This is a genomic window from Bradyrhizobium sp. MI1.11, from assembly GCF_055811255.1.
In genome coordinates, this window is record NZ_JBVVPM010000054.1 from 10,978 (window position 1) to 34,629 (window position 23,652).

Consider the following 23,652-nt stretch of genomic DNA (forward strand, 5'->3'; position numbering starts at 1 on the left):
CAAATCAGGCAATTCTGCCATGGGCTGCATCGCGCCCGGCAGCGCGGAAGATGCATGTCTCGCTGAAGACGGTTGAGGAGATACAGCTTTAGATCGCAAATCATCAAACTTCTAGTAATCGAATCGTATCGCTGCGGAGCCACTCAATGTGGCAATAGGCGCATCAAAGATGAGCTGCTAGCGCTTCATTGCAAGTGCCCGACCGAATTCGAAGTGGAACTTGATTCAAAATAGGGCAGCGAGTTTCGATCGTGTGTCAGCACTGTGACGCAAGGCTTCCGCGCCCGATGACATCTCAACAAAACGCGATACATTCATGCATCGCAAAAGTTTCGCGTGCAGCGCCACAATATCGCTGTGTTCACTTCACAGTTTGCGTTCGGGGAAGTGACGGATCTTCAGCATCACGGATCAGCGTCAAGCATTCTCGATAGCAGAGGTTCGAATGGCTGTTGCAACTTATGGTTCTGAAAGCGCTGGTGCACTGTCGTCAACGCGCGGCACGGCTCTTCAGCGGCCTTTTCAGATCGTCATCATCGCTGCTGACCTGCTGCTCATCCTGCTCAGCTACGCTGCAGGGGCGGCGCTCTACAATGTCGCGCTTGCCTCCACTGGCGACGGCGCATCGATGGGCGCAGGATTGATCGTCGGCGTTGTGTTCGTCGCGGTCGCATATTCCCAGGATGTCTACGCCACGCACCGCTTGCTGAATCTGGTCTGGCAGCTGCGCAAGGCGGTCTTCATCTGGTTGGCGTCGCTGACGATCCTCGCTGTCGCGGCCTTTCTGCTGAAGTCGACGGACAATCTGTCTCGCGGCACAGTGATTATTTTTGCTGCAATCGGCGGCGCCGGATTGATCAGCCTGCGCTTTGTCTGGCAGTTCGTGCTCGCGACAAACTATGCCAGAAGCCGGCTGGTCGATCGCAAGGTGATCCTGCTGAGCCTGAAGCCGCTCGATTTCACCTCAAACCGTTTCAAGGATTTGCGCCGGAACGGTTTCGACGTCATGCGTCATTTCGTGCTTGGGATCGACAGCGGCGATGGCCATTGGGAGCGACAGATTCGTGATGTCATTCGGCAGTCTCGCCAGGCGGACGTCGACGAGTATCTTTTGGCGATCGATTGGAACGAATTGCCGATGCTTCGAAAGATCGGGCCCTACCTGCGCGCGGTGCCCCAACCGGTACGCCTTCTGCCGGACGATTCTCTCGCCGACCTCGTGTCGCGCCCATTCCTGCCGGTCAGCGAGACCGTGGCGGTCGAGATTCAGCGGCCGCCGCTCAGTGTTCTCGAGCGTTTCCAAAAGCGCTGCCTCGATGTAGGGGTAGCCTTGTTGGCGCTCGTCATGCTTACACCGCTGCTGCTGACAGTCGCCGTTCTGATCAAGCTCGGATCGCCAGGGGCTGCCATCTTCCGCCAGTCGCGCCGAGGGTTCAACGGCAAGCCGTTCGAGATATGGAAATTTCGAACCATGACGGTCTGCGAAGACGGGCAGACGATTACCCAGGCCACCAAGCGGGATGCTCGGGTCACCAAGATCGGGCGTTTCCTTCGCATGACAAGCATCGACGAGTTGCCGCAGCTTTGGAATGTCTTGCGCGGCGACATGTCCCTGGTCGGGCCGCGCCCGCATGCGCTCGCCCATGACAATTACTACGACGAGCTCATCAGCAAATACGTCTACCGCCACCACATGAAACCGGGCCTCACAGGCTGGGCTCAGGTCAACGGCTTCCGGGGGGAAACCCCGACGATCGATCTGATGGAAAAAAGGGTGGAATACGACGTCTGGTACGTCAGCAATTGGAGTATCTGGCTGGATCTGAAGATCATGGCACGTACGGCCTCGACGGTGCTGTTCCAGGAGGCCTATTAATAGGATCCGCCTTGGGGGACCGGCGGCACCTATGAGCCGTTAGCTTCCGTTGCCGGGGGTCTTCTTGAAGAGGCGAAGGACGGCGTCCCGCAGCGCAAGCATTGGCGGCACAAGGACGAAGAATGCTCCCATGGCGACTGAGGCGACGACGTGGCGAAGCGAAAAAGGCTCGTCATGCTCGAGTTCTCGGCGATTCGGATCGAGCGGGGCAGGCGCGAGAGTGGTCGCCAGCGGCCGGGATTCCCGGCGGGCCTTACGCGGGGGAACCACGATCAACACGAAAAGAATATTGAGCAACACCCAGATGCTCAGGACGATAAGAGCAATCACCATCCGAACCTGCCGAAAAAGTACGAAGAGTATGAGCGCACGTTAGCCTCCTGAACCTCGGAAGGAAAGGTGCTCAAAGATTCGGCAGTCCAGGCTGCGGTCACGATCAATAGCCCTTCGTGCCGGGGGCAAGTTTGTGCAGGCAACACGTCACTATCTACTATCTTTCGTCCGGATCGCCGTCGTCAATCCATGCCTTGGGCTATGGCAGAGATCGCCATTTGTGGATTCCGGATGAATACGGAGATCGGACGCGTATCGGAGCCGACGATAATGTCACTTGGCGGGTTGGTTCCGAGTCTTCGTGACCCCGGAACTCAATAGAGCCCGCTGACGGGTCTTCGCCTCGCCGGGCGTCCCGCCGCGGCTGCGAACTTTCGACGGCCGTTTCCGTCCGTTCCTGCAGACGGCGGGACCGAAAAGTGCCCTCTGCAGTCTATCTTCGGAAGGCTCCGCGGCGGTCGTCAGCAGGGCGGGGCATGCGCGAGGGATGCAGCCGCAGACTGTGCGGCTTGCGCCCCCTTCGCTCTAGGAATGTTCGACGTAATAGCTGTTGCGGTGCTTACCCTTATACGCCTCGATGCGTCCAAGCATCTTCGGGTTGGCGCGATTGAGGACGGCACCCAGCAGCTTCTTCTGAAGGATCTCCGATCCCGAAATTGATTCTTGAAGCGCAGCTCGCGTGGTTGCTCCCCATTCGATCACATAGACCATTGCGTCGATGAGGACGCTGAACGCCTTGGAGTCCGCCACGGGCATCACAGGGGCAAGATCGATAATGATATATTCGTAGTGTTCCCGTAGCATCGCGAGCAGGTCGGCCATTGGCCTCGATGCGATGACGTCGGCCGAATTGACCATGCGCGAAGCAACGATGGAGGGCAAGAAATCGAGACCGGTCTCCTTGCTTCGTTGCAGGTGATAGCTGAAGGCGGTGGGGTCACTGAGAGCCTCGACCAGTCCGCTGTTGGCGTCAGGTGCGAGTTCCCGCGTGAGTGAGCGCGTATGCAAGTCGCCGTCGATGAGGATGGTGCGGTGACCTGTCATGGCAATCAACTGAGCGAAATTGGCCGCGACCGTCGTTTTTCCTTCCTTTGGCAGCGACGATACAATGCCGATGACCTTGATCTCTCGGGTCATGCGCGCAACGTCGATCGAAACCTTGATGTTGCGCAACGTTTCGGCAAACCGCGAGAACGGATGATCGACGACGTAGCGGGATAGTCCCGCTTCGTCGGCTTTCGCGGATGCCGAAAGCAACGCGCGTGTCTTTGTCGGCGGGCGAATATCTGGCAGGACACCAAGACACTTCACGCCCAGTTCGTCCTCGACCTCCCCGGGGGTCCGCAAGACGTCGTTGAGGAGCTCGCGCGCAAAGGCGGCGCCGAAGCCGAGACAGAGGCCGCCGACCAAGCCGCCCACCAGGGCCAAAACCGTCCGCGGCGAACTTTTGCGATCGGGCTTGGTCGCGGTGCTGATCAGGCGTGCCTCGCTGAGCGGGAAGCTCTGGTTTTGGGTGGCGCTTTGCAGCTTCTCCAGGAAGTTATTGTAGAGATTGCGATAGGTGTCGGCCGCGCTTTCGAGATCGCGCAGCTTGACTTCCGCCTGGCCGGTGTGACCCGCCTGGGCGACCAGCTCTTTCACGTTCTTGTCGAGAGATGCCTCTCGGCTTTTTGCGATCTCGTAGTCGCTGCGATAGGCGTCGCCAATCCGATGGAGCTCATCGGCGATATTCTTGCGCAGTTCCTCCATCTTGTTGGCCAAATTGACCGCCGCAAGATGAGTCTTGCCGTAGCGCCTTGACCAATCGGCATATTGAGCCTGCAAATCGAGGTACTGGGCGCGCAGGCGCGTAATGACCGAATTGTTAAGGGCGTCCGTCACGGTGGGCTGGGCGAGGTCCTGGTCGGAAATCGCTTCGATCCGATCGAGGCGCGCCTTGGCTTCGGCCGTGGCCGCCCGCGCCTGAACCAGCTGTGTATTCAAATCCGACAATTGCTGCTCGGACATGAGGCCGCGGCTGGTTCCGACGATATTATGCTCTGCCTTGAAGGTTTGCACCGCGCGGTCGCTGGCCGTCGCTTGCTCGCTGAGCTCGACGCTTCGCTGCTGGAGCCATTCGGTCGCCCGTTTCGTGGACTGGTATTTTGCTTCCAGTGCACCCACGATGTAGGCATCGGCTATCGCATTTACGATCTTGACTGCCTTGTCCGGGCTGTGTGCGCGATAATTGAGCGACAAGACGTATGTGGTCAGGACGCGCTCGACCCTGAGACTCTTTTGAATCGATTCGACCACGGCATGTTCGATCCGTTCCTGTGTGGGCGGTTCGCCGGATTCGAACACGGACATGACCTTGCCCATGATGACGGCGAGAAGTCCTGGATTGGATCCGTTGAATTCCGGATCCTCGGTGAGCCGCAGGCGGCGAACGATTGAAAGGATAAGATCGTCAGAATTGATGACTTCGACTTGGCTGTCGACGTAGCCGGTGTCGATCAGAGCGCTGTTGGTCCCGCTGTCCTTGTCGAGAACCTGGGTTTGCCGGGTGTCCATCATGATGCGGGCGTTTGCCGTATACATCGGCTTTGCCAGCACCAGATAGACGATCACCAGAGCCAGCGAAGCGCCAACTGCCGCAGCGATCAGCGGCCATTGCCGACGAAGGACGTCGGTCACACGGTCAAAGCTGAGGACCGCGCCGCCAAACTCGATGCCGAACCGGTGTCCCGATTGGAAGTGTTCTCTAGGCTGATACATCTGAAAATTCGCTGCCTTAATGGTCAAAGATCAATTCGGGAGGGGAACAGGTTTGAATGGGTTGGCCAGTTTGGTCTTCCATTCGCCCTCCAAGAGCGCTCCGCCCCGAGACTGCGTCGGCTTGTTGTCACTCGGCTGCAATTGGGTGCTGGAGCCATCTTCTCCCGCCGCGGAATAGCCCGCTTGCACGGCGAGGTCGCCGACCCGCTGCGTGAAATCCCTAATCTTGCGCGCAGCGTCCGGTTTCGTTGACGTACACAGCGCTTCTGCGAGCCGCAGCGCTGCGCCGATGGTCGAGCGGTCGGGAGAAGCCGATTCGGAGATAAGCGTCTGCACCGACGGCAACACCGATGGATTGGTCGCGATATACGAAGAAAGGCGAGACCTCAGCTTCTCTTTGTCGTTGCGTAGCCGCTCCAGAAGCGAGGACGGCGCCTTCACGAAGGCGTCGAGTTCGGTTTGTGAGGCGCGGTCCGAAAATCCGACGCATTGAGCTCGGGCGGGACCGACGCCCGATGCGATCAGAGCAAATCCCGTCAAGATGACGGGTAGCCATCTCGGCTTCGTACGAGGCGTCACTCCGCAGCTCATCCGTGTCCCTTCGTCGTTGCTGCAAAACCAGTACACACGAAGAGTGGCAGTCAACTGTGTCAATTTTTGTGCGACGCAAAAGCGGGCTTCACTCGGTCGCGTGTGCCGTCGATTGCCACATCAGTGCCTTACCTCTCGTCGGTTGTGCAACTACGATTTGCAATGCTCGCGAGATCAGCACAATGCCGCCCGCGAATTTTGCAGATTGAAGATTTATGAGGCGATCGAAATCATCTCGTCGCGAAATTGACACACGACAATTGTTCCAGCGGCGGCAGCCCGCGGATGAAGAAACATCTTCCATACAGGCTAAATCGCAACACCGCCGGGTTTCGCGCATACTTTGTTCGCAAATGCTCGCGACCATTCGCTGACGAGTCAGTTCGTTCGTCGCGATGCTTCTCGATCAGCAAAAATGGCGCAAAGTTGTCGCGCGCATGTTCGAATGACAGAGAGCGATGAATTTATCGCCGGTCGTCATGCGTCATACGCGAATCCCCAATCGTGACGATTGAAAGCACGCAAAGACCTGATACAGACTGCTGCGGTGCAACAGCTACGGAATGTCGATGTGACGGAGTTGGTTCATCGTGAGAAAGCGCATGTCCTGCCGCTCGACAGCATCCGGGGTATCGCCGCGACATCTGTGGTGATCCACCATCTCCTGCTGATGCCGACCTTTCTCGCGGCATTCCCACACAATGCATGGATCAACTGCTCGTTCTTCAGAAGCGCGTGGCTATTGGTCGACTTGTTCTTCGTCCTCAGTGGCATCGTGATGTCGTTGAGCTACGTCGAGGGCGACTTCGGGCGCTTCTCGTTGCGCGAATTCATGGTGCGGCGTCTGGCGCGGGTCTATCCGCTTCACATCGTCATGCTGATCGCAAACCTGCTGTTCCGCCTCTTACGTATCGGCTTGGTCGCCGCAGGCGTCGTGGTTGCCGCGCCCGCCGCTTTCGAGGTGAACAATGCCTATTCCTTCCTGCTTAACGTCTTTCTCCTGCATTCGATGGGGCTGATCGACTATCTCAGCTGGAACGCTCCGAGCTGGAGCATAAGTGTCGAATTCTACACCTACCTGGTGTTCGGCCTGATCGTCCTGCTGGCCCAGCGCATGCGTTCGCTGTCGTGGTTCTACGCCGTCTCCGGGCTGGTCGCGGTCGCAAGTCTGGTCGTCATCGTCTTCGTGCTCGACAAGAGGAGTCTGGGACTCCAGACCGATTTCGGCATCCTGCGCTGTTTTGTGAGCTTCTTCCTCGGTGTGTTGACCGTCAGGATCGTTCGTCGCCTGCCAGGCAAGCCGAGCCCTGCCGTGCAGGGAGGGCTGCAGCTGATCGCCATGATTGCCAGTATCGTCCTGGTCAGCCTCGCAGAGACCAATCCGGCGGCCACCTTCCTGGCGCCGCTTGTGTTCGCAGCCTTCCTCGGCAGCCTGCTGGCGTTTCCGGATGCGTTGCTGGTGCCGAAGATTCTGGTGGCGCGGCCGCTGGTGTGGCTCGGGCGCAGATCCTACTCCATCTATATGGTGCATGCGCTGGTGGTGCTCTTCGCGGAGTACTTCGTGCGGGCACTCGGGCCACGGCCGATCGCGGCGCTCGATTCGATCTGGGTCGGGCTGCCGGCCACGCTGAATCTCGTGATCTCCTTGGCCGCTGTGCTGGCGGTTTCGAACTTCAGCTATCTCTACGTCGAGATTCTTGGCGGCAAGCTGCTTCGGAATGTTCTTGGAAGCCGGCCCGATTTTTCGCGATCTCCCGCGCCATCCGCGCGGCTGACGAATTGAGGCGAGCATGACGGCCCTTGCGCTGCAGCGCCCGCAGATCACGCTGGTCAGCCTCAACATCGAGGCGATCGCGCTCGGGGTTTATCTGGTCCGGGACGCTTTCGGCGGCGTGATCCGCTACTACACCAGCATCTTTCATCTGGACACGCTCTGGTACCTGCCCGACGGCGTCGCGCTTCTGTGTCTGGTCCAGTTCTTCGTGCATTGCATTTTGCGCAACCGCAGCACCCTGGCGCTCCTGGTGTTCGCGCAGATCATGCTGTCGCTGGTGCTCGGCTACTTCATGATGGGCACTGCGACCGCCGCGATCTCGGCTTTCAAGATGATGCTGCCGGTGTTCGTCGGATTCTGCTTCTGCGATTCGAGCCTGGGTTCCTACCGAAAGCTGCTGTCGGTCATCGCTGTGACCTTCTATCTCTCCGTCATCGGCGTGTTGTTGACCAAGTATTACCTCATGCCCTGGGTCGGCTACAAATATGAATCCTTTGGCGCCGTGCGTGAGGCGGGCCGGCTGTGGTGGGCCTATGGCGGTGACGATCAGCGCCTGATGGGCTTTGCCGCCGACAATACCATGGCCGCATTCTTCATCCTCGTGTCGTTTGCGATCACGTCGATCCGCAAGAGCACGCTGTGGTGCCTTCTGTACGGCTCCCTGGCGGTTTACGTCATTCGTCTGACCACCAGCAAGACGACCATGATCGTTCTTGTGCTGTACCTTGTGCTGCTGGTGATGGTGCGAATGCTGCCGGAGAAGTCGCGCTTCCCCGCGATCCGCGCGATCGCGTTGTGGTCGTTCGCTGCGATCCTCGTTCCGTTCTTCATGATCGTGGTCGCATCGGGCACCGCAGCAGTGCCGCACTCGACGTTGTTCAGCATCCTCGACCGCATCAACAATAGCTGGCAGCTGCCGTTCGTCTATATGAGCCAGCTGATGCCGATCGGCCTGATCACCGGCTGCGGCGCGGGTTGCTTCAACTATCCGCAGAAGCTTTTCTCGCCGCTCGCGGCGTACTGGGTACCGGTCGACAACTTCTACATCGGAACATACCTGATGTTCGGGCTTCCGTTCGCCGCATTCATGGTGATGGTATTCCGGGCCAACTTCGGAGCGACCGACGTCTACAAGTTGACGCTGCTCTTCGTCGTCAACCTGTTTACGATCACGGTCTTGAACTACGGTCCGGCATCAGGACTCCTGATCATCGCCTTGAGCTTCAGCGAGGTATTCTCACGGCGGGCGACGTCCGCGCGGGCAGCCGATGCCGTTCCGATAGAATTGCCGCGGCCGATCCGCTCGTTGGAAAGTTTCGGCGTGGACATGCCAGGGACGGCTGCGCGTGGGAGCAGGTGAGATAAACGATGCATAGACGGCTTGCATTCATCGATACGCTGCGCGGCATTGCGGTGTTGGCGGTGCTGTTCCAGCACGTGTTCGAGGTGATCGTCCAGAAGCACCCCACCGGCGCGTATTATTGGGTCTTCCACGATGCGATCGGCTACTACATGAACTTCGGTCGGTTCGGAGTCGTGCTGTTCTTCTTCGTCAGCGGATTCGTCATCCCGTTCAGTTTTCCGGACAGCGCGACCCCCGTGCGCGATTTCACGATCAGCCGCTTCTTTCGGCTCTATCCGGCGTACTGGACGTCGATGGTGATCGGGCTCGTCACGATGCAGGTGCTGGAGTCCAACGCCTATCCGTTGTCGCAGGTCATCGCGAACGTAACGATGCTGCAGACTTTCGTGAACATTCCGAACCTCTGGGTCTTCTACTGGACGTTGGCGATCGAACTCCTGTTCTATGTCGGATGCACTATTCTTTTCGCGATGGGATTGCTGAACCGGCGCTTTACTGCAGTCGGGATTGTCATTGCTGCGGCGCTGGTCGGGACAGCCGCAGCACTTCTGGTCGAAAGCAGGACGGTGTCGTCGCTGATGGAGGTTGGGCTGAATCTCTCGGCGATGTTCCTGGGCAAGGTCATCCGCGACACCGTCATCGGCGGAAAACTGCGATGGCCGCACGTCGCCGTGTGCACGGTGTTCTATGCGGTCTTCGCCATCACTCTGGCGGAGAGGCGGTTCGGCGGCGTCTATCAGGAGAACTTCTTCTACAGCTACTCGATCGGGGCGGCTTATGTCTGCGCTGCGCTCGTCTTCATCGCGTTTGCGGCGTTCGGTGAGAGAATGGCCTGGCGCTCGATGGCGTTCGTGGGAACGATCAGCTATTCCGTCTATTTGATGTCGCCATTCGTGATCGTCTGGATCCATCGCCTCGTCTGGCTCGGTGATGGACCGCTGGGATGGGCCGCCTTCGCTGCGCTGGTCGCGGCGCTGTCGATCCTGGTCAGCTGGTCGACATATGCATTCGTCGAGAAGCCCAGCATCTCGTTCGGCCAGAGGTTCCGGTCGAAGCGCAGGAGGGCGGTCGTTCTCGAACCAGCGCTCAGCGCGCAGGGGGCAGCTGAGTGATCGAAACAACGCGCCAGCCGAATGCCGGATACGACGGATCTTTCGTTCCCTCCGTCCAGGGACTTCGTGGCATTGCGGCTCTGAGCGTCCTGATGGATCATTTCTACGACATGCCAAAGGGAGGCGTGTACGACATTGCGGATCCCGGCTTCCTGCCGCCGCTCTGGCTCTGGCTGCAATCGGTGATCAATGTCGGCGGCCACGGTGTCGAGCTGTTTTTCATGATCAGTGGCTTCCTGATCCCGGCCAGTCTGGTGCGGCACGGCTCGCTGACACGGTTCTTCTTCGACCGCATCCTGCGCATCATGCCGGTGTTCGTCGTGCTGCACCTCGCGTTGTTCGTGATCGGCCCGATCGTGGGCTACAAATTCTTCCGCGGGATCGATCTGACCGGTTATCTCGCGATCTTCACGGCCAATCTCTTCTTCGTGCAGGATGCTCTCGGCTTACCCATCGCCCAGCAGAATGCCTGGACCTTGACTTACGAATGGGCGTTCTACATCTGGTTCGCGCTGACATTCTCGGTCTGGCGCATCGGAGGCAGAATGCTGGCGGCGCCCTTGATCTTGCTGGGCGTGGCCTGTCTCCTGCATTGGCCGATCACGGCGTTCTTCTGCATCGGCATGCTTCTCAGCGCCACGGGTTGGCGCATCTCCATTCCGGGACCTCTTGGTTTGATGGCGGGCCTGACTTGCGGGATCGCCATGTACGCGAGCCTCGTGCTGTTTCACCCGTTCGTGGGTCTTATTCCCGGTTTTTTGCTGTTCGCCATGGTGCTGGCCCCGGACTCCGGTCTCGCCAGGGCCCTCAGCACGCCGGCCCTGCAGTATGTCGGCAAGATAAGTTACAGCCTGTATCTCGTGCACCCGTTTGTCCTGTTTCCGTTGCAGGTGATCGGGCTCAAGCTCGTCGCTGTGGGGGTCGACCGTTGGCTGCTGTGGGCAGCATTCATCCTGCTGGGCTCGTTGATGTCGCTGGTCGCAAGCGCGATCAGCTACGAGCTGATCGAGGTAAGATTGAGACGCCTGTTGGATGGCGCGGTCCGCGGCATGTTCTTTCGGTCATTGAACAAGATGGAACAATCCGCCTAGAAGATCGCAATATCTGCCACGGTCAACTCACGGTACGGCCGGCAAGCTTGCGGTAGGATGGCAACAGGCTCTCGGCAATGCGATCCCAGTTCAACGGACCGGCTGCTGTTTGTCGTGCACCGTCGGTCAACGTTGCAGTGAGCGACTTCGAGGTCAGGACGCGTTCGAGCGCATCGGCCAATGCGGCAGCATTGCCAGGCGGGACCAGTAGCCCGTTCACTCCGTCTGTCACGACATCAGGGATGCCCCCGGTGGCGCTGGCGACGACGGGACGGGAATTCCCGTAAGCAGACGCGAGCACGCCGCTCTGCGTCGCATCCTTATAGGGCAGGGCGACCACGGTCGCGGACTGAAACAATTGTCCCGTATCCTCGGGCGAGATATAGGCGTTGATCGTTTTGACCGTCGGCATCGCTTCCATGCGCGCTCCAAGTCGCGTCATCTCGGGACCGCGGCCCGCGACGATCGCTTCGTGCGCCACGCCGCGCCGGTCCAGCAGGTCGATCGCGTCGATGAAGATATCCAACCCCTTGTAAGCCCACATCCGTCCAAAAAACAGGATTCGTGCAGATTCGGGTTCGATGGCGGCGGCGCGCGTCGGCGGCACCATGAGCACCCCGTGCATGCTGGAGACGATTTCTCCATTGAACTCCGGCGACGCTCGGCGAAAATCTGCAATGCAGCTCTCGCCGTGCGTCGTGACGACTGACGCTGCCGCGCGCATGCGCGCGCGCCAGCCATCCTCGCGCGGAGAGGTACCAGAACCGCCCTCCGAATGAGGAATCGCGTCGTGAACGGTCAGCACCAGCGGGATTCCGAGCGGTCGCAGGAACTGGATCAGCTTGGATGTGTAGACTTCCGGAACTTCGTGACAATGAACCACGTCTGGACGAAACGAAATTATGTCCACGAATGAAGCCGGAATGCCGATGGCGCCGGCGCGGCGCAGGCTCAGATCGCGAATCCTTGTGTTGAAAGGTGTTGTCGCCGCGATATCGGCCAGTTCCCACTGCTGGTTCGCATCCTTGCGGTTGAGGACGAGGCGAACATCGCAATGGCGTGCCAACCCTGATGCGAGCCGGTAGGAATATTCTGCAAAATGCGGCGCGTAGATCGCCACGCGCAAGCGCCCGGAGTCACGTTTGAAGGCAGTGGCAGGCGAAATCATCAAGGCATCCATTTTGCATCACATCGCTGAACCGGTTGGAGTGTAGTCCACGATTTGAACTCACTTCCACGCTAAATCGGATGATAGATGGCGCTCATCTGATTGCCATAAGGCCGTCGTAGTGCTGCGCGATTGCTGCCGCCATCGGGACGGAGTGGAAATGGCGACGTCACGCGCGGTCATCGATTGCCTCATTATCTAGCGAGCGATTGTGATTGGATCTGTCGGAATTGGGTCGATTTTTTGATGAACGTCACTCCGGGCAAACAACATCAGGTCGTGGTCGCGTTGTTGTGGTCGCTGGCGCAGAATTGGGGCGGCCGCGCGCTGTCGTTTGTTCTGTTCTTGATATTGGCGCGGCTGCTCAATCCTGCGGATTTCGGTCTTGCCGCGCTGGTTGGCTTCATCCTGCTGCTCCTGAGCTCCATTTCTGAATTCGGGTTCGGTGACGCGTTGATCCAGCGACGCGCGCTCGAGCCTGCGGACGTGACGCTGCCATTTTTTTGCTCACTGGCGGCATCGGTCCTCCTTGCGGTTCTTATCGGCCTGCTGGCGACCCATATCGAACGTTGGCTCGACGTGAAGGGACTTGCCCCGCTCGTGACGGCCGCGAGCCTCTCGCTTCCGATCGGTACCGCCACGCTGTTCCAGGAGGCGCTCTACAAGCGTCAGATGGATTTTCGCGTGCTTGCGCTCAGGACCATGGTGGCGACCGCGATCTCCGGAGTGGTCGGGATCGCCTGTGCCTATGCCGGGTTCGGCGCTCTCAGCCTCGTGATCCAGGTGGTCGTTCAGAGCGCGGTTAGCGGCCTGTGGCTCTGGAGCCAGCCCAGATGGCTCCCGATGCGCGGCTACGATCTGAAGAGCCTGCGCGAACTCTCCGGCTATAGCATCCATGTCGTGTCGAACAGGCTGCTCGACTTCGCCATCGTGCGTACGATCGACATGATCATCCTGTCGCTCTATGGCGTCGCGGCCTTGGGCATCTACACGGTGGGCGCGCGAGTTTACATCATCCTGATGCAGTTGCTGACACAGGCGGTCATGGACGTCGCGCTGAGCGCATTGTCCAAGATCGCGCATGAGCGTCACCGTATCGCCGACGCCTATCTGCGCAGCGTCAGCCTCGGAGCTTTGATTGGCTCTCCGGTCTTTGTGCTCCTGGCGGCGATCGCGCCGGAGTTCTCCCTGCTGCTGTTCGGCTCAAAATGGGCCGGCAGCGAAGCAGTGATGAGGCCGCTGATGCTCATCGGCGCGATTCAGACTGTGCAGTTCGTGAACAGCGCCTATTTCGGTGCCATGGGCAAGCCCAACTACGTTTTCCTGCTGAACATTCTCAAGTTCGTCACGGTGGTGCCCGCAATGTTCCTGCTGCCGTCGCACGACATTGGTCAGCTGGCCACCATCTTCGCTGTCGCACAGCTCGTGGTTACGCCCGTGACATTCGCGCTGGCGCTCAGGCTGCTGGGCCTGAGCTGGAACCAGTTTCTCCGGCCCGTCGCAGGCTGCCTTTGCGCCATCCTTCTGGCCTATGGCGCAGTTGCGCTATGCCGCGAAGCGGCCCCGGACATGAATCCCTATTTGCGGATAGGACTGCTCTCGTCATGCTTCGGGGCGACCTATCTGATGAGCATCTTGCTGTTCTGGCGGAAGCAACTGTTCTCCCTGATCGCTTTCGTCGTGAAGCGTGGTGCGACCGCCTGATGAAGACGAGGAAGACGTCGTGAAGCAACTGATTCCGGTACCTGTTCGCAAGCATCTCCGAGGCTGGCTCAACAGCGCGAAGAACACGCCCTTTGCGGTCGATCTGCTCGAGTTGCGCAGGTGGCAAATCGCCAGGAAGGCGATCGGTGCCAGTGCCGCGCCGCGCAACAACCCGCGCCGGCTCGTCCTGCTCCCGTCCGACCCCTGGAGCATTCATCAGTCGCGCGGCGATGAGGCCATGATCGAGGCGGCCGTCGGCGAGATGAAGCAGGCCCATCCGAACATCGAGGTCTACATTGTCACCGCCACCGCAGCGGCGAGCGCGGATGTGCGGGCAATGGGCTTCAAGCCGCTCGAATTTTGGAGGCAACCGTTTTCCTATACGACGGTGGCGCAGGAGCTTTCTCTCACCAGGCCGGATTTTGGAATGGTTCTGGGGGCAGATGTGCTGGACGGCTACTATTCCCCCGTGGACGCCGCTCGCATGCTGCTGGTTGCCGATCTCACGGCAGCGTGCGGCGCCAAGGTCAGCGTGCTCGGATTCAGCTTCAACTCCCGTCCGGCCAAGGCATTGCGCGAGGTGTTTCGGCTGCTCGATCCCGGCGTGGTCTTGAATCTGCGCGATGCACTATCTCTTCAGCGTTTCAAAGAGTTCGCCCCAAATCGTGCTCACCTCGTCGCTGATTCCGCGTTCATGCTGGTGCCGCAGGCAGAGACTGCGGCCGTGAAGCAGATTGGGGTCGCGATTGCGGAGCAGCGCAGACAGGGACGCAACGTCTTTGTCTTCAATATCCATCCGATGTTGTTCAGGAAATCCGAGCCGACCAAGTTGCAGCGAATGATCGAACTCGCGGCGAGCGCAATGGGGCGCATGTCTCGAGAGCACAACGCGAGCTGGGTGTTGCTCGCGCACGACTATCGTCCGGGGATCGCCGACGATAATTGCCTTCGACCGCTGGCCGGTCGGCTGCACGCGGCGCTGGGCGACCATATTCATCATGTCGAGCACGTTCTGTCAGCGAGCGAGATCAAGGCGGTCGTCGGTCTGGTGGACGGCGTCGTCACCGGCCGCATGCATCTGGCGATTGCGGCTCTCGGACAGGGAACGCCGGTTGCGGCGATCACATACCAGGACAAGTTCCAGGGCCTGTTCGCTCATTTCGGTGTGAGCGAATCGCTTCTTCTCTCACCGGAGCAACTTCTCGCGGGAGACAATCTTGAGATGTTTCTGCTGAGGTTCCTTGGCGCCTACAAGACGGCTGGCGCGCAGGTCCGCAATATGTTGCCGGCCGTCATGGAGCTGTCGCGCGCCAACATCGCTCCGCTGCGGGGCGATGGTTTGATGTCGGTTGACGCCGCGTCCGGCGGTAAGGTCGCCTGAGGGAAGCGAGCGGACGTCAGTTGGCGGCCTGCTCCGTCTCGTCGAAACGCACGGACGTCTTGGTGACGGACGTCTTGTTGGTGACAGACGTCTTGGCGGACGATTGCACTTTGCGAGGTGATCCAAATCCGATGTCGGCCCCACGATTGATCAGCCGCCGCGCCGGGTTCTCGAAATAGGCATAGGTGCGATCGGCGATGATGGTCAGGATCGCGCAGCAGGCCAGGGCGAAGAGGCCAAATTGATCCGGGCGCAGCCCAAGCGCGGTCCACAACGGCTTGAATACGGCGATGAGTACGGCGTCGTGCAGCATGTAGATCGAGTATGAGGTGTTGCCGAGTCGCCCGAGGAGGCGGCTACCGGGAATTTGCACGAAGGCGCTCTCCCCGACGGCGGTAAGCAGGATCGCGCAGGAGAACAGAATGATGGCCAGATCCGGCTTGGCGAAGATGTTCAGGACAAGCACGGAGATCCCGAACAGGGCGATACCGGCGAAGACGACCGGCTTGTGCCGATACGGATGCGACAACCTGAACAATATGGCGAGCAGGATTCCATTCAAGAAGCTCGGCAGCGCACGGAGCATCCCGTAGTCGTAATTGGCTCCATACATCTGCGATCGTTCCTGCCAGATCGGCAGATGGCCGTGGGCCAGGACCAGATAGAGCGCCGCGACGATGGCGGCCAGCACCAGCGGATGGACCTTGCGTGCAAGCAGCATAAGCAGGGGAAAGATCAGATAGCAGAAGAATTCCGCGCTGATCGACCAGGACGGAGAGTTGAAGCTCAAATGATCGGTAACGCCCCAGGCTTGAAGCAGCACGAGGTTGTACAGGAAGTCCAGCGGCGTCGACCTTCCCGATCGGTCCAGGCCGAACCCGATCAGCAATACGAACACGAGTAAAGTCAGAAAATGCAGCGGATAGATCCGCGCAATGCGGCGGATCATGAACCGGGAATATGCTTTGAGACCACGCGCGTCGGACGGATAGGAATAGGAGATCACGAACCCGGACAAGATGAAGAACATGTCCACGAAAAGGCCATAAGATCCGTTCCAGACCGGTGCGATGCCGCTGTCGATGGTCTTCAGATGGAAAATGAAAACGCCGAGAGCGGCAACGAAACGATAGAAGTCGAGAACGACGAACCGTCTTGTTTCATTGGCTTCCATCGCGTGTCGAATTCCTTGCGTGAGGCGACCTTCTGCCTACGGGTCAATTGTGACGCAAGTTCGCTGGGCCGGCGTTCGACGGCAGGCGAATAGCCACTATGCGGCTTCTGCCTCGCGACAAGGCAGCCGCCTAATTATTGAACGGCGCCGGGACTTGCCTGAGCTGGTCCCGGCGCCTGAGATATTGATGCGATCCTGCGGACAATTCGCCGTGGTCAGACGAACAGGAAATCGTGGCTCGTCAGGCTGGCGACGTTGACGTTCTTCAGGAGGATCGAGTCGCTGGTCGAAAGCGTGACCAGGGCGTTTGCGCCGGACTGCGTGATTTGCAGATGGCCGTAGTCCGCGGCGAGGAGCTTCGAGATCTGGATCACGTCGTGAGTGGTGGCGTCGCCGGCCTGGAAGTTGACGATCTGGTCTTGGCCGTGATCGTAGACGACTGTGGTCGAGCTCGGCGCCGCCGAGAACAGGTCATTGCTGGCCCCGCCCTGGATCGTCACGCCGCTCGCAACCGCCGTGACGTTGTGTGTGCCGTCGGTTTTGGTGTCGTCGAAGAACTGGAGTGCATTGGCCGAATTGTAGTTTTCGTGCTGCGTCGTGCCGGCCTGTCCGTTGAAGTTGAACAGGAAGACGTCCTTCGAACCGTCGGCGTTGTTGGCGATCTCCTGGGTCTTGGAACCGGAGCCGTCGTAGATGTCGGTCAGCTTGCTGCCGTCGTTGTTGGTGACCTGCGTATAGTCCAAGGTGCCATCGGCGTGGGTCCGGGTAAGCTCGACGATATGCCCGGAGGCATCGAGGTGCTGATGCTGCGTGGTGTAGGACTGCCCCTTGATGTTGTAGCTCCAATTGTCCGACGTGCCATCGGCGTTGGTAATGTACGCCGCGGTCTTGACGCCGTTGGCGTAGGCGGTCGTGGAGCTATAGCCGTCAATCTTCGTCGTCACCTCGCTGGTCAGAACGCCCTTGGCGTCGTACCAATCCGAGGTTTTGGTCCCGTCTGAGCTCTGGACAAGCGTGAAGGCGAGGCTGCTATCGGCGTGGGTGCGCACGACGTTGGTGAGGAAGCCGGTCGAATCGTAGCTGTCGTGCTCGTTCGTGTAGGTCTGCCCCACGATATTGAGCTGGAACACATCCTTCGAGCCGTTGGCGTGGTAATCGGTCTCCGTCATCTTGACGCCGGAGGCATTGTAGTTGCTCACCACGCTGCTGCCGTCGCTATTGACGACCTGGCTGTAGTCGAGCGACCCGTCGGCATGCGTGCGGACCACTTCGGTCGTGACACCGGAGGGGTCGAGGTGCTGGTACTGCGTGGTATAGCTCTGACCTGTTATATTGTAGCTGTAATTGTCGTGGCTCTGGTCCGCATTGGTGATGTAGGCCGCGGTCTTCACGCCGTTGGTGTAGATCGTCGTTGCGCTGTAGCCGCTCGTCTTCTCCAGGACTTCACTGGTGAGTATGCCGCTGGCGTCGTACCAGTCCGAGACCTTGGTGCCGTCGCTGCCCTGCTGCAGCTTGAAGGCCAGGCTGCCATCGGCGTGCGTGCGAACCAGCGAGGTGAGGAAGCCAGCCGCATCGTAGATGTCGTGCTCGGTCGTGTAGGTCTGGCCAGTTACGTTGAGAAGCCAGATATCCTTGCTGCCATCGGCGTTGTAGTCGGTTTCCTTCGTCCTCGTTCCCGCTGCGTCGTAGTTGGTGACGACGCTGCTGCCGTCATTGTTGATGACCTGCGTATAGTCGAGCGTGCCGTCGGCATGCTTGCGGGTCACGGCCGTGACCTTGCCGGATGGATCGACGTGCTGGATCAGCGTGCTGTAGCTCTGACCAGTGACGCCATAAGCGTAATTGTCCTGGCTGCCGTCGGCATTCTTGACATAGGCGTTGGTCTTGACGCCGTTGCTGTAGAGCGTCGTCGAGCTGAAACCATTGGCCTTTTGTACGCTTTCACTGGTGAGGCCGCCGGCGGCATTGTACCAATCGGTCGTCTTGGTGCCGTCGGTCGTTTGCACCAGCTTGAACGCCAGGCTGCCATCGGTGTGGAGGCGGGTCAGGGTCGTGAGAAAGCCGGTCGTATCGTAAACGTCGTGCTCGGTCGCATAGTTCTGGCCCTTGATGTTGTAGGTCCAGACCTCCTTGCTGCGATCAGCATGGTAGTCGGTCTCGACCAGCTTGACCCCCGTGGCGCTATAGGTGGTGATCACGCGACTGCCGTCGCTGTTGTAGACCTGTGTCGAATCGAGCGAGCCGTCCGCATGGCTGCGGACCACGGACGTGACCTTGCCGGTCGAATCGAGGTGCTGGACCTGGCTCGTGTAGCTCTGGCCCTTGATGTTGTAGGTATAGTTGTCCTGGGTGTGGTCGGCGTTCTTGACATAGACCGTGGTCTTCACGCCGTTGGTGTAGAGGGTCGTCGAATAATAGCCGTCCGGCTTTTGCACGACTTCGCTGAGAAGCCCGCCGGTCGTGTTGTAAGTGTCGGTGGTCTTGGTCCCGTCGGTCGCGGAATGGACGGAGGTGGTCTTTACGCCGCCGGTGTAGCCGATCGCGTCTTTGGACCCGTCGGTGTAGACGATCGTGGTCGAGATGGGCAGTCCGCTTGCGTTCAGGCCGGTATCCGCTTTCGACAGGAGGTTGCCGCCGGCGTCATACGTCTTCGTGCTGCTCCAGGTCGCGGCCGAGTTCGTGACCGAGAAGGAATGGCCGCCCTGGATCTTGGACAGCGCACTACCGTAATGCGCGATCATATAATCCATCGTCGCTTTCGAAGCGACGGGCAGGACATGCGAGTCGGTTAGCGTAATGGTTTTAAGCGCCGTCGACGTGCTCAGGTCGGACAGTTGCGGCACGATCTCGGCAGCCGTGCCGCTGACACTGGTTCGGGTGTCAGGCGGAATCGGGGTGGTCGCGGGCGCGTCGATCTCGATGATCAGCGGGTGATCGCTGACCGGAATCGTAATCGTGCTGACGTCGGTGTAGCTCGCGATCGCGGTGGTCCCGGTCAGCGTGTCGTACACCTTGACCGAGTGATGCATGCCGCCCAGATTCACCGTGACCGTCTGGGTCGGATTGGAGATTTCGGCATCGGCCGCATCATTCCAGAGCTTCGGCTCCGCCCAGACGACAAGCTCGTAGGCGCCATTGCTCTTGCCGAGCACCATGCTGGTGCCCAAGGCCGGCATGTTGCTCAGCGTGTAGTTCAATGGATTAGTCGGCTGCAGGCCGCCCTTGCCGTCATCGGCCAGAATGCTCGTCAGGTTGTGAATTGCCGTCGCGGCGAGCTTCGGCGTTCCGTCGGAGTTGAATAAGCCGAAGTTGGCTTCGGGATTGGTGTTGCTGGCAGACGAGTCGCGGTCGAACATCTCGTAGAGATAGGTCGCACTCACGCCAGCCTTGTAGGCATCGACCAGGGTGTTCAAGATCGACTTGGCCTGCACCGTCTCGTCGACGCCGAGATACTGGGTGTTGGCTTGGGTGGTGTAGCCGGTCTCCGTAATCACGACGGGCTTTCCCGGCGCCGCGGTCGAGACGGCGCTCAAGGTGGCAGCAAGTGAGCTGCTGGTCGTCAAGCTGGTGCTGACATAGGCATGCGCATTGGCGAAATCGACCGAGCCCGACATGTTGCCGAGCTGGCTGTAGCCCTGGGGATCGTTGTAGGCGAGCGACAGATTGAAGACGGGAATGCTGGAAAGCGTGCCGTCTGCCTTGACCGCCTGATAGAGCGCGCTTTGGAACTGGGCCGCGGCGCCAAGGCTCGAGCTGCCATTGTAGCTGAAGGGCTGGTGATTGGCCTCGTTGAGCCCCTCCATGGCGCTGATGCTGCCCGGATGGCTCGCCACGAACTTCTCGAGCGACACGATATACTTCTGAAGGCCGGCGGTGCCCAGCTGGGGCAGGGCGGATGACACCAGGAAGTCGAACTTGTAGCCGGCCGCCGCCAGCCCTTCAACGACCGGTTGTGCGGCGGGGCTGGTTCCCATCGCGTCGCGGAGATGGGTGACGCCGAGGTACTTCAGGTCATCGACCATCAATGCGAGGTTATTGTAGTCGGTCCACCCGAAGCCGGCATGCGTGTTGACGCCGATGGAGTTGATGAAGCCGCTTGCGGAGAGGACGGTTTGATCTGACGACATTTCACACTCGAATTTCTACGCGAACGAAATTGCTCGCAGGGATTTGCGTTCAACCTTCTCGATCGAGTGTGAATTTCAGATAAAAATCGGAGCTACAAATCGAGAGCGATCAGCAGTTCCTCGCAGGAACAGGTCGACTCTGATTCAAGACAATAACGATGTCGTGCCGACGCAGCATGACCTGAACATGGCGCTTCCAAGAATTCGCAGAGTTTCACTGCTGAATATATGCGCATGTCGCGCTTCAATGATGCATGTGAAGCCGGCGCGGATGCGGTGTGGGACGTTGTCAGGCTGAGGGGATGCGCTAGTAGAATTTTGACGGTCAGTCCGATAGCTTCGGCGGACGCTATGCTTACAAGCGAGTATATCGCTTGATATTCTCGTGCTGGTTGTCTGTCGTTTTGCAGGGCGAAGCAGATGATGAGTTCCATAGCAGGAACTTCGTGGACACCAGCAGAGCGTCAGTAGCGCCTTGAGCTCCAAAAGAGGATTTGCCAGGGGACCGGTCGACAGATCAGCTTGGGCGCGCCAGGAGGAGAAAGTTTCCGCGCCAGCCGACCGCACCCGTGACAATTGCGGCGATGACGATTTTTCCGGCAAGCCACGCCACCGGTTCGCTCGGCGCATGACTTAACGATCCGATCAGGATGGCGGCTATGAGCGCCTGAAGCACCAGGGGCCAGCGCGGGAACGCCTCGAATCTCAGGGTAGGTCCAAGTCCGGCCAGGATCGCTGCGAGCGTGGCGATCGAGGCGCAGGTGACGGCTGCTTGTGGCGACAGGCCGGCCCAGACGGCAACCAGGGAGAACGCCGCAACCATTGCAAGCTGCCCGGCAGCGATGAGGACGAGCCTGGTCGCGAGCTTTTCCAGGTGGGGGACGACCGCGATTGTTGCCTGCAAATGGGTATGGAGGAAGTAGAAAGCAGCAACCGCCGGCCCTGTCGCCAGGAAGCCCTCGACGCTCTCCCGCGGAACCAGGATGCGGGCCGCGTCCGGAATGAAGGCGACAAGCCCGCCCAGCAGGACGAGAGTTGTGCAGATCATGAACTCGAACATGTGCCGCGTCGATTGTCTCGATGTCGTGGCGCTCCCGTGCTCGAAATCATTGACCACTTCAGGATAACTCACGGTGTGGATCGCCGCGTTGAGGACCCAGAAGGGACGTTGCAGCAGGTCGAGCGCAATGGAAAATCCTGCACCGGCTCCTGTGGCGCCCAGTCGCCCGACGACAATGATACGGAGCAGAACTGGCACGGACAAATGGATCACGGACGCGCCGGCCGCAAGCATGCCGTAGCGCGAAAAGTCTTTCCAGTCAGCCAGCATTGTTCGCGGCGACACGCGATCCAGCGGCGTGCGATATGCGACGAGACCGGCAAGGAGTCCAAGCAGGTGACCCGATGCGATGCCGAGCAGCGTCGCTTCGGCCGTGCCCGAGATCATTCCGCCCGAGACGGCCCCGCCCAAAAGAGCCGTCGCACGCAAGGCAAGAAGGCAGGAGGCGGTTCCCAGCCGGTTCGACAGGCGTACCGACAAGAAATACAAATCGGTCGAGCCCTGAAGAACGGCCACGCTCAGGCCGAGGGCGACCAGCCGTGGCGTGAGGCCGCTGATCAAGGAGGCGCAGCTCCCGACTGCAACGAGCGCAGCGGCGCTCATGAGCGCCGCTGCAAAGAGCGACGATCTCAATCGAGCAGCCTCGCTCTCCTTGGCGGCCGCAAGAAACCGCAGTCCCGCGAGCTGCAGCCACTCGAACATGAGGACGCAGAGCAACTGGCTCGAGGCCATTGCGAGAGAATAATTGGTGTAGTCGGCGGCAGGCAACAGGTGACTGATCACAAAGATCAGGATGATCGCTGCTGCGCTTTGGTAAACGTAGCCGGCGATCGCGAAGAGACGTGTCATCTCGGAATGAAGCTACTCTTTGCCACCGCATGCGCTTGTGGCGTCCCGGCTATTGCCGGGCGCACGGACGACATCCGTCGCTCACGCAGTTGTTCATACAGGTTCTTGTACGACGACAATACGTCGGAAAAGATCCACTTGTTCGTGTCCGCGATAAGCCGACGGCTGATCTCGTCGATCTTGTGCGGATCCGCAGCGATTTCGCGCATGCTCCTGGCCAGGGATTGTGGATCCGCTTCGGTCAACCACCCCGTTATGCCATGCTCGATCGCCTCCGGCATGCCGCCAAAATGCGTACCGAGCAGCGGTCTGCCTGCCGCCTTGGCGTCCGCGACGACGAGCGGGCCAGGATCGTGCCAGATGGACGGCGCGACCACGACGTCGACCTGCCTGTAGAACTCGTCGGGAGATACGAATCCCATGAACTCGACCCGTGCATGCGGCGCCAGTGCGCTCAGGCGCTGTTGTTCCTGATCGCTCAAGCGGCCGGCAATCATCATCCGGATCCGATCAGGCGGCAGCATGGCAAGCGCTCGCATGAGATTGTCGATGCCCTTCTCCTCGGTGATCCGTCCGATGAAGCCGAAGGTCACTTCCGTCGTGCAGACAGGCCGCGGGTAGGGTGAGCGCGGCGGCTCGGTCGAGGCATTGCGAATGACGGTGCGGATTGGCGTCTCGGCAAACATGCCCATATCGGTGTGAATGGAAAGGACGCGCGCGCTGACGCCGACCACGGCATCGAGCCAATGGGTGGCCCGCTTGCGGTGGTACGTCAGGATCCCACAGCTCGTACATGTGCGTTCGCAGGAGTGCCCCTTGTCGAAGCGGGAGCAGCGTGGACACGTCAGATAGTAATCATGAAGCGTGTGCAGGACCGGAACTCCGAGTTTGGCAGCTACCCGCCAGATCGCCGTGGTCAGGCCCGATAAATTATTGGAATGCAGAACGTCCGGCTTGAAGGCGCGAATGCGCTCCGCGATCATCGGGGCCTGGATCTGCCAATCGTCGATCGCATGCCAGATGCTTCGTTTCACGACGTTCTTTCGTTCCGTGAACGGCGCATAAACGTTTTGCACCGGTGCGGAATAGACGTTGATGCCGTTGCATAGTTCACGCCCCTGCTCGGGCGCAGGTGCGGCGCGTACCACCTCGACCTCGTCGCCGCGCTGAGCCAGGCCCTCGGCAAATCTCCGCGCGAAGATCTCTGCTCCGCCGACGATCTTCGGCGCCTGCGGGGTCGGATAAAGTGTGGATGTCAAAAGGATCTTCATCGCGTCAACCTCTTTGTGCCG

15 protein-coding genes are annotated in these 23,652 nt (G+C 59.7%); 7 read left to right on the forward strand and 8 right to left on the reverse strand.

Annotated elements, in window-relative coordinates:
- Positions 1–445 precede the first annotated feature (445 nt).
- Complete coding sequence (locus tag AC0L30_RS34230; RefSeq protein ID WP_473255871.1) at positions 446–1,876, forward strand: undecaprenyl-phosphate glucose phosphotransferase; 1,431 nt, start codon at positions 446–448, stop codon at positions 1,874–1,876.
- A 39-nt stretch (positions 1,877–1,915) separates the two neighbouring features.
- Here AC0L30_RS34230 and AC0L30_RS34235 read toward each other — a convergent pair whose 3' ends face one another.
- From AC0L30_RS34235 to AC0L30_RS34245, 3 genes are all read right to left on the reverse strand, one after another.
- Positions 1,916–2,209 carry a hypothetical protein gene (locus tag AC0L30_RS34235; RefSeq protein WP_204513783.1) on the reverse strand — a complete coding sequence of 98 codons (294 nt, stop codon included), beginning with the start codon at positions 2,207–2,209 and terminating at the stop codon, positions 1,916–1,918.
- A 525-nt stretch (positions 2,210–2,734) separates the two neighbouring features.
- A complete protein-coding gene (locus AC0L30_RS34240) occupies positions 2,735–4,966 on the reverse strand; it encodes a GNVR domain-containing protein (RefSeq protein WP_473406217.1) in 2,232 nt (743 codons plus the stop codon).
- Between the two features lie 30 nt (positions 4,967–4,996).
- A complete protein-coding gene (locus AC0L30_RS34245) occupies positions 4,997–5,407 on the reverse strand; it encodes a hypothetical protein (protein WP_473406204.1) in 411 nt (136 codons plus the stop codon).
- Positions 5,408–6,128: 721 nt separating this feature from the next.
- Between AC0L30_RS34245 and AC0L30_RS34250 the strand changes: the two genes are divergently transcribed.
- Genes AC0L30_RS34250 through AC0L30_RS34265 form a run of 4 tightly spaced genes read left to right on the forward strand, consistent with a single transcriptional unit; the run spans position 6,129 to position 10,897 of the window.
- Positions 6,129–7,340 (forward strand): acyltransferase family protein, encoded by a 1,212-nt coding sequence (locus AC0L30_RS34250; protein WP_473406205.1) that lies wholly within the window; start codon positions 6,129–6,131, stop codon positions 7,338–7,340.
- A 7-nt stretch (positions 7,341–7,347) separates the two neighbouring features.
- Complete coding sequence (locus tag AC0L30_RS34255) at positions 7,348–8,691, forward strand: hypothetical protein (RefSeq protein ID WP_473255868.1); 1,344 nt, start codon at positions 7,348–7,350, stop codon at positions 8,689–8,691.
- A gap of 8 nt (positions 8,692–8,699) precedes the next feature.
- Complete coding sequence (locus tag AC0L30_RS34260; RefSeq protein ID WP_473255867.1) at positions 8,700–9,806, forward strand: acyltransferase family protein; 1,107 nt, start codon at positions 8,700–8,702, stop codon at positions 9,804–9,806.
- The gene (locus AC0L30_RS34265; RefSeq protein ID WP_473406206.1) at positions 9,803–10,897 is read left to right on the forward strand and encodes an acyltransferase family protein; all 1,095 of its coding nucleotides are present in this window, start codon (positions 9,803–9,805) and stop codon (positions 10,895–10,897) included. Before AC0L30_RS34260 ends, AC0L30_RS34265 begins: the two co-directional genes overlap by 4 nt.
- Before the next feature lie 22 nt (positions 10,898–10,919).
- Here the strand turns inward: AC0L30_RS34265 and AC0L30_RS34270 are convergent, their stop codons facing one another.
- Positions 10,920–12,065: a glycosyltransferase family 4 protein gene (locus AC0L30_RS34270; protein ID WP_473406207.1), complete on the reverse strand. Its 1,146-nt coding sequence runs from the start codon at positions 12,063–12,065 to the stop codon at positions 10,920–10,922.
- A gap of 246 nt (positions 12,066–12,311) precedes the next feature.
- On the opposite strand from AC0L30_RS34270, the gene AC0L30_RS34275 reads away from it, so the two are divergent.
- Together AC0L30_RS34275 and AC0L30_RS34280 are read left to right on the forward strand one after the other, a co-directional pair.
- The gene (locus AC0L30_RS34275; RefSeq protein WP_473406208.1) at positions 12,312–13,769 is read left to right on the forward strand and encodes a lipopolysaccharide biosynthesis protein; all 1,458 of its coding nucleotides are present in this window, start codon (positions 12,312–12,314) and stop codon (positions 13,767–13,769) included.
- A 238-nt stretch (positions 13,770–14,007) separates the two neighbouring features.
- Positions 14,008–15,150, forward strand: coding sequence for a polysaccharide pyruvyl transferase family protein (locus AC0L30_RS34280; RefSeq protein ID WP_473406209.1), 1,143 nt, complete (start codon positions 14,008–14,010; stop codon positions 15,148–15,150).
- Positions 15,151–15,166: 16 nt separating this feature from the next.
- Here AC0L30_RS34280 and AC0L30_RS34285 read toward each other — a convergent pair whose 3' ends face one another.
- The 4 genes from AC0L30_RS34285 to AC0L30_RS34300 all read right to left on the reverse strand — a co-directional run bounded on the left by AC0L30_RS34285 (position 15,167) and on the right by AC0L30_RS34300 (position 23,631).
- Positions 15,167–16,324: an acyltransferase family protein gene (locus tag AC0L30_RS34285; protein ID WP_473406210.1), complete on the reverse strand. Its 1,158-nt coding sequence runs from the start codon at positions 16,322–16,324 to the stop codon at positions 15,167–15,169.
- Positions 16,325–16,539: 215 nt separating this feature from the next.
- Entirely contained in the window at positions 16,540–20,451 is a 3,912-nt protein-coding gene (locus AC0L30_RS34290) for an RHS repeat domain-containing protein (protein WP_473406211.1), read from the reverse strand.
- Positions 20,452–20,968: 517 nt separating this feature from the next.
- Positions 20,969–22,360 carry a hypothetical protein gene (locus AC0L30_RS34295; RefSeq protein WP_473406212.1) on the reverse strand — a complete coding sequence of 464 codons (1,392 nt, stop codon included), beginning with the start codon at positions 22,358–22,360 and terminating at the stop codon, positions 20,969–20,971.
- Entirely contained in the window at positions 22,357–23,631 is a 1,275-nt protein-coding gene (locus AC0L30_RS34300) for a glycosyltransferase family 4 protein (RefSeq protein WP_473255859.1), read from the reverse strand. Before AC0L30_RS34300 ends, AC0L30_RS34295 begins: the two co-directional genes overlap by 4 nt.
- Positions 23,632–23,652 lie beyond the last annotated feature (21 nt).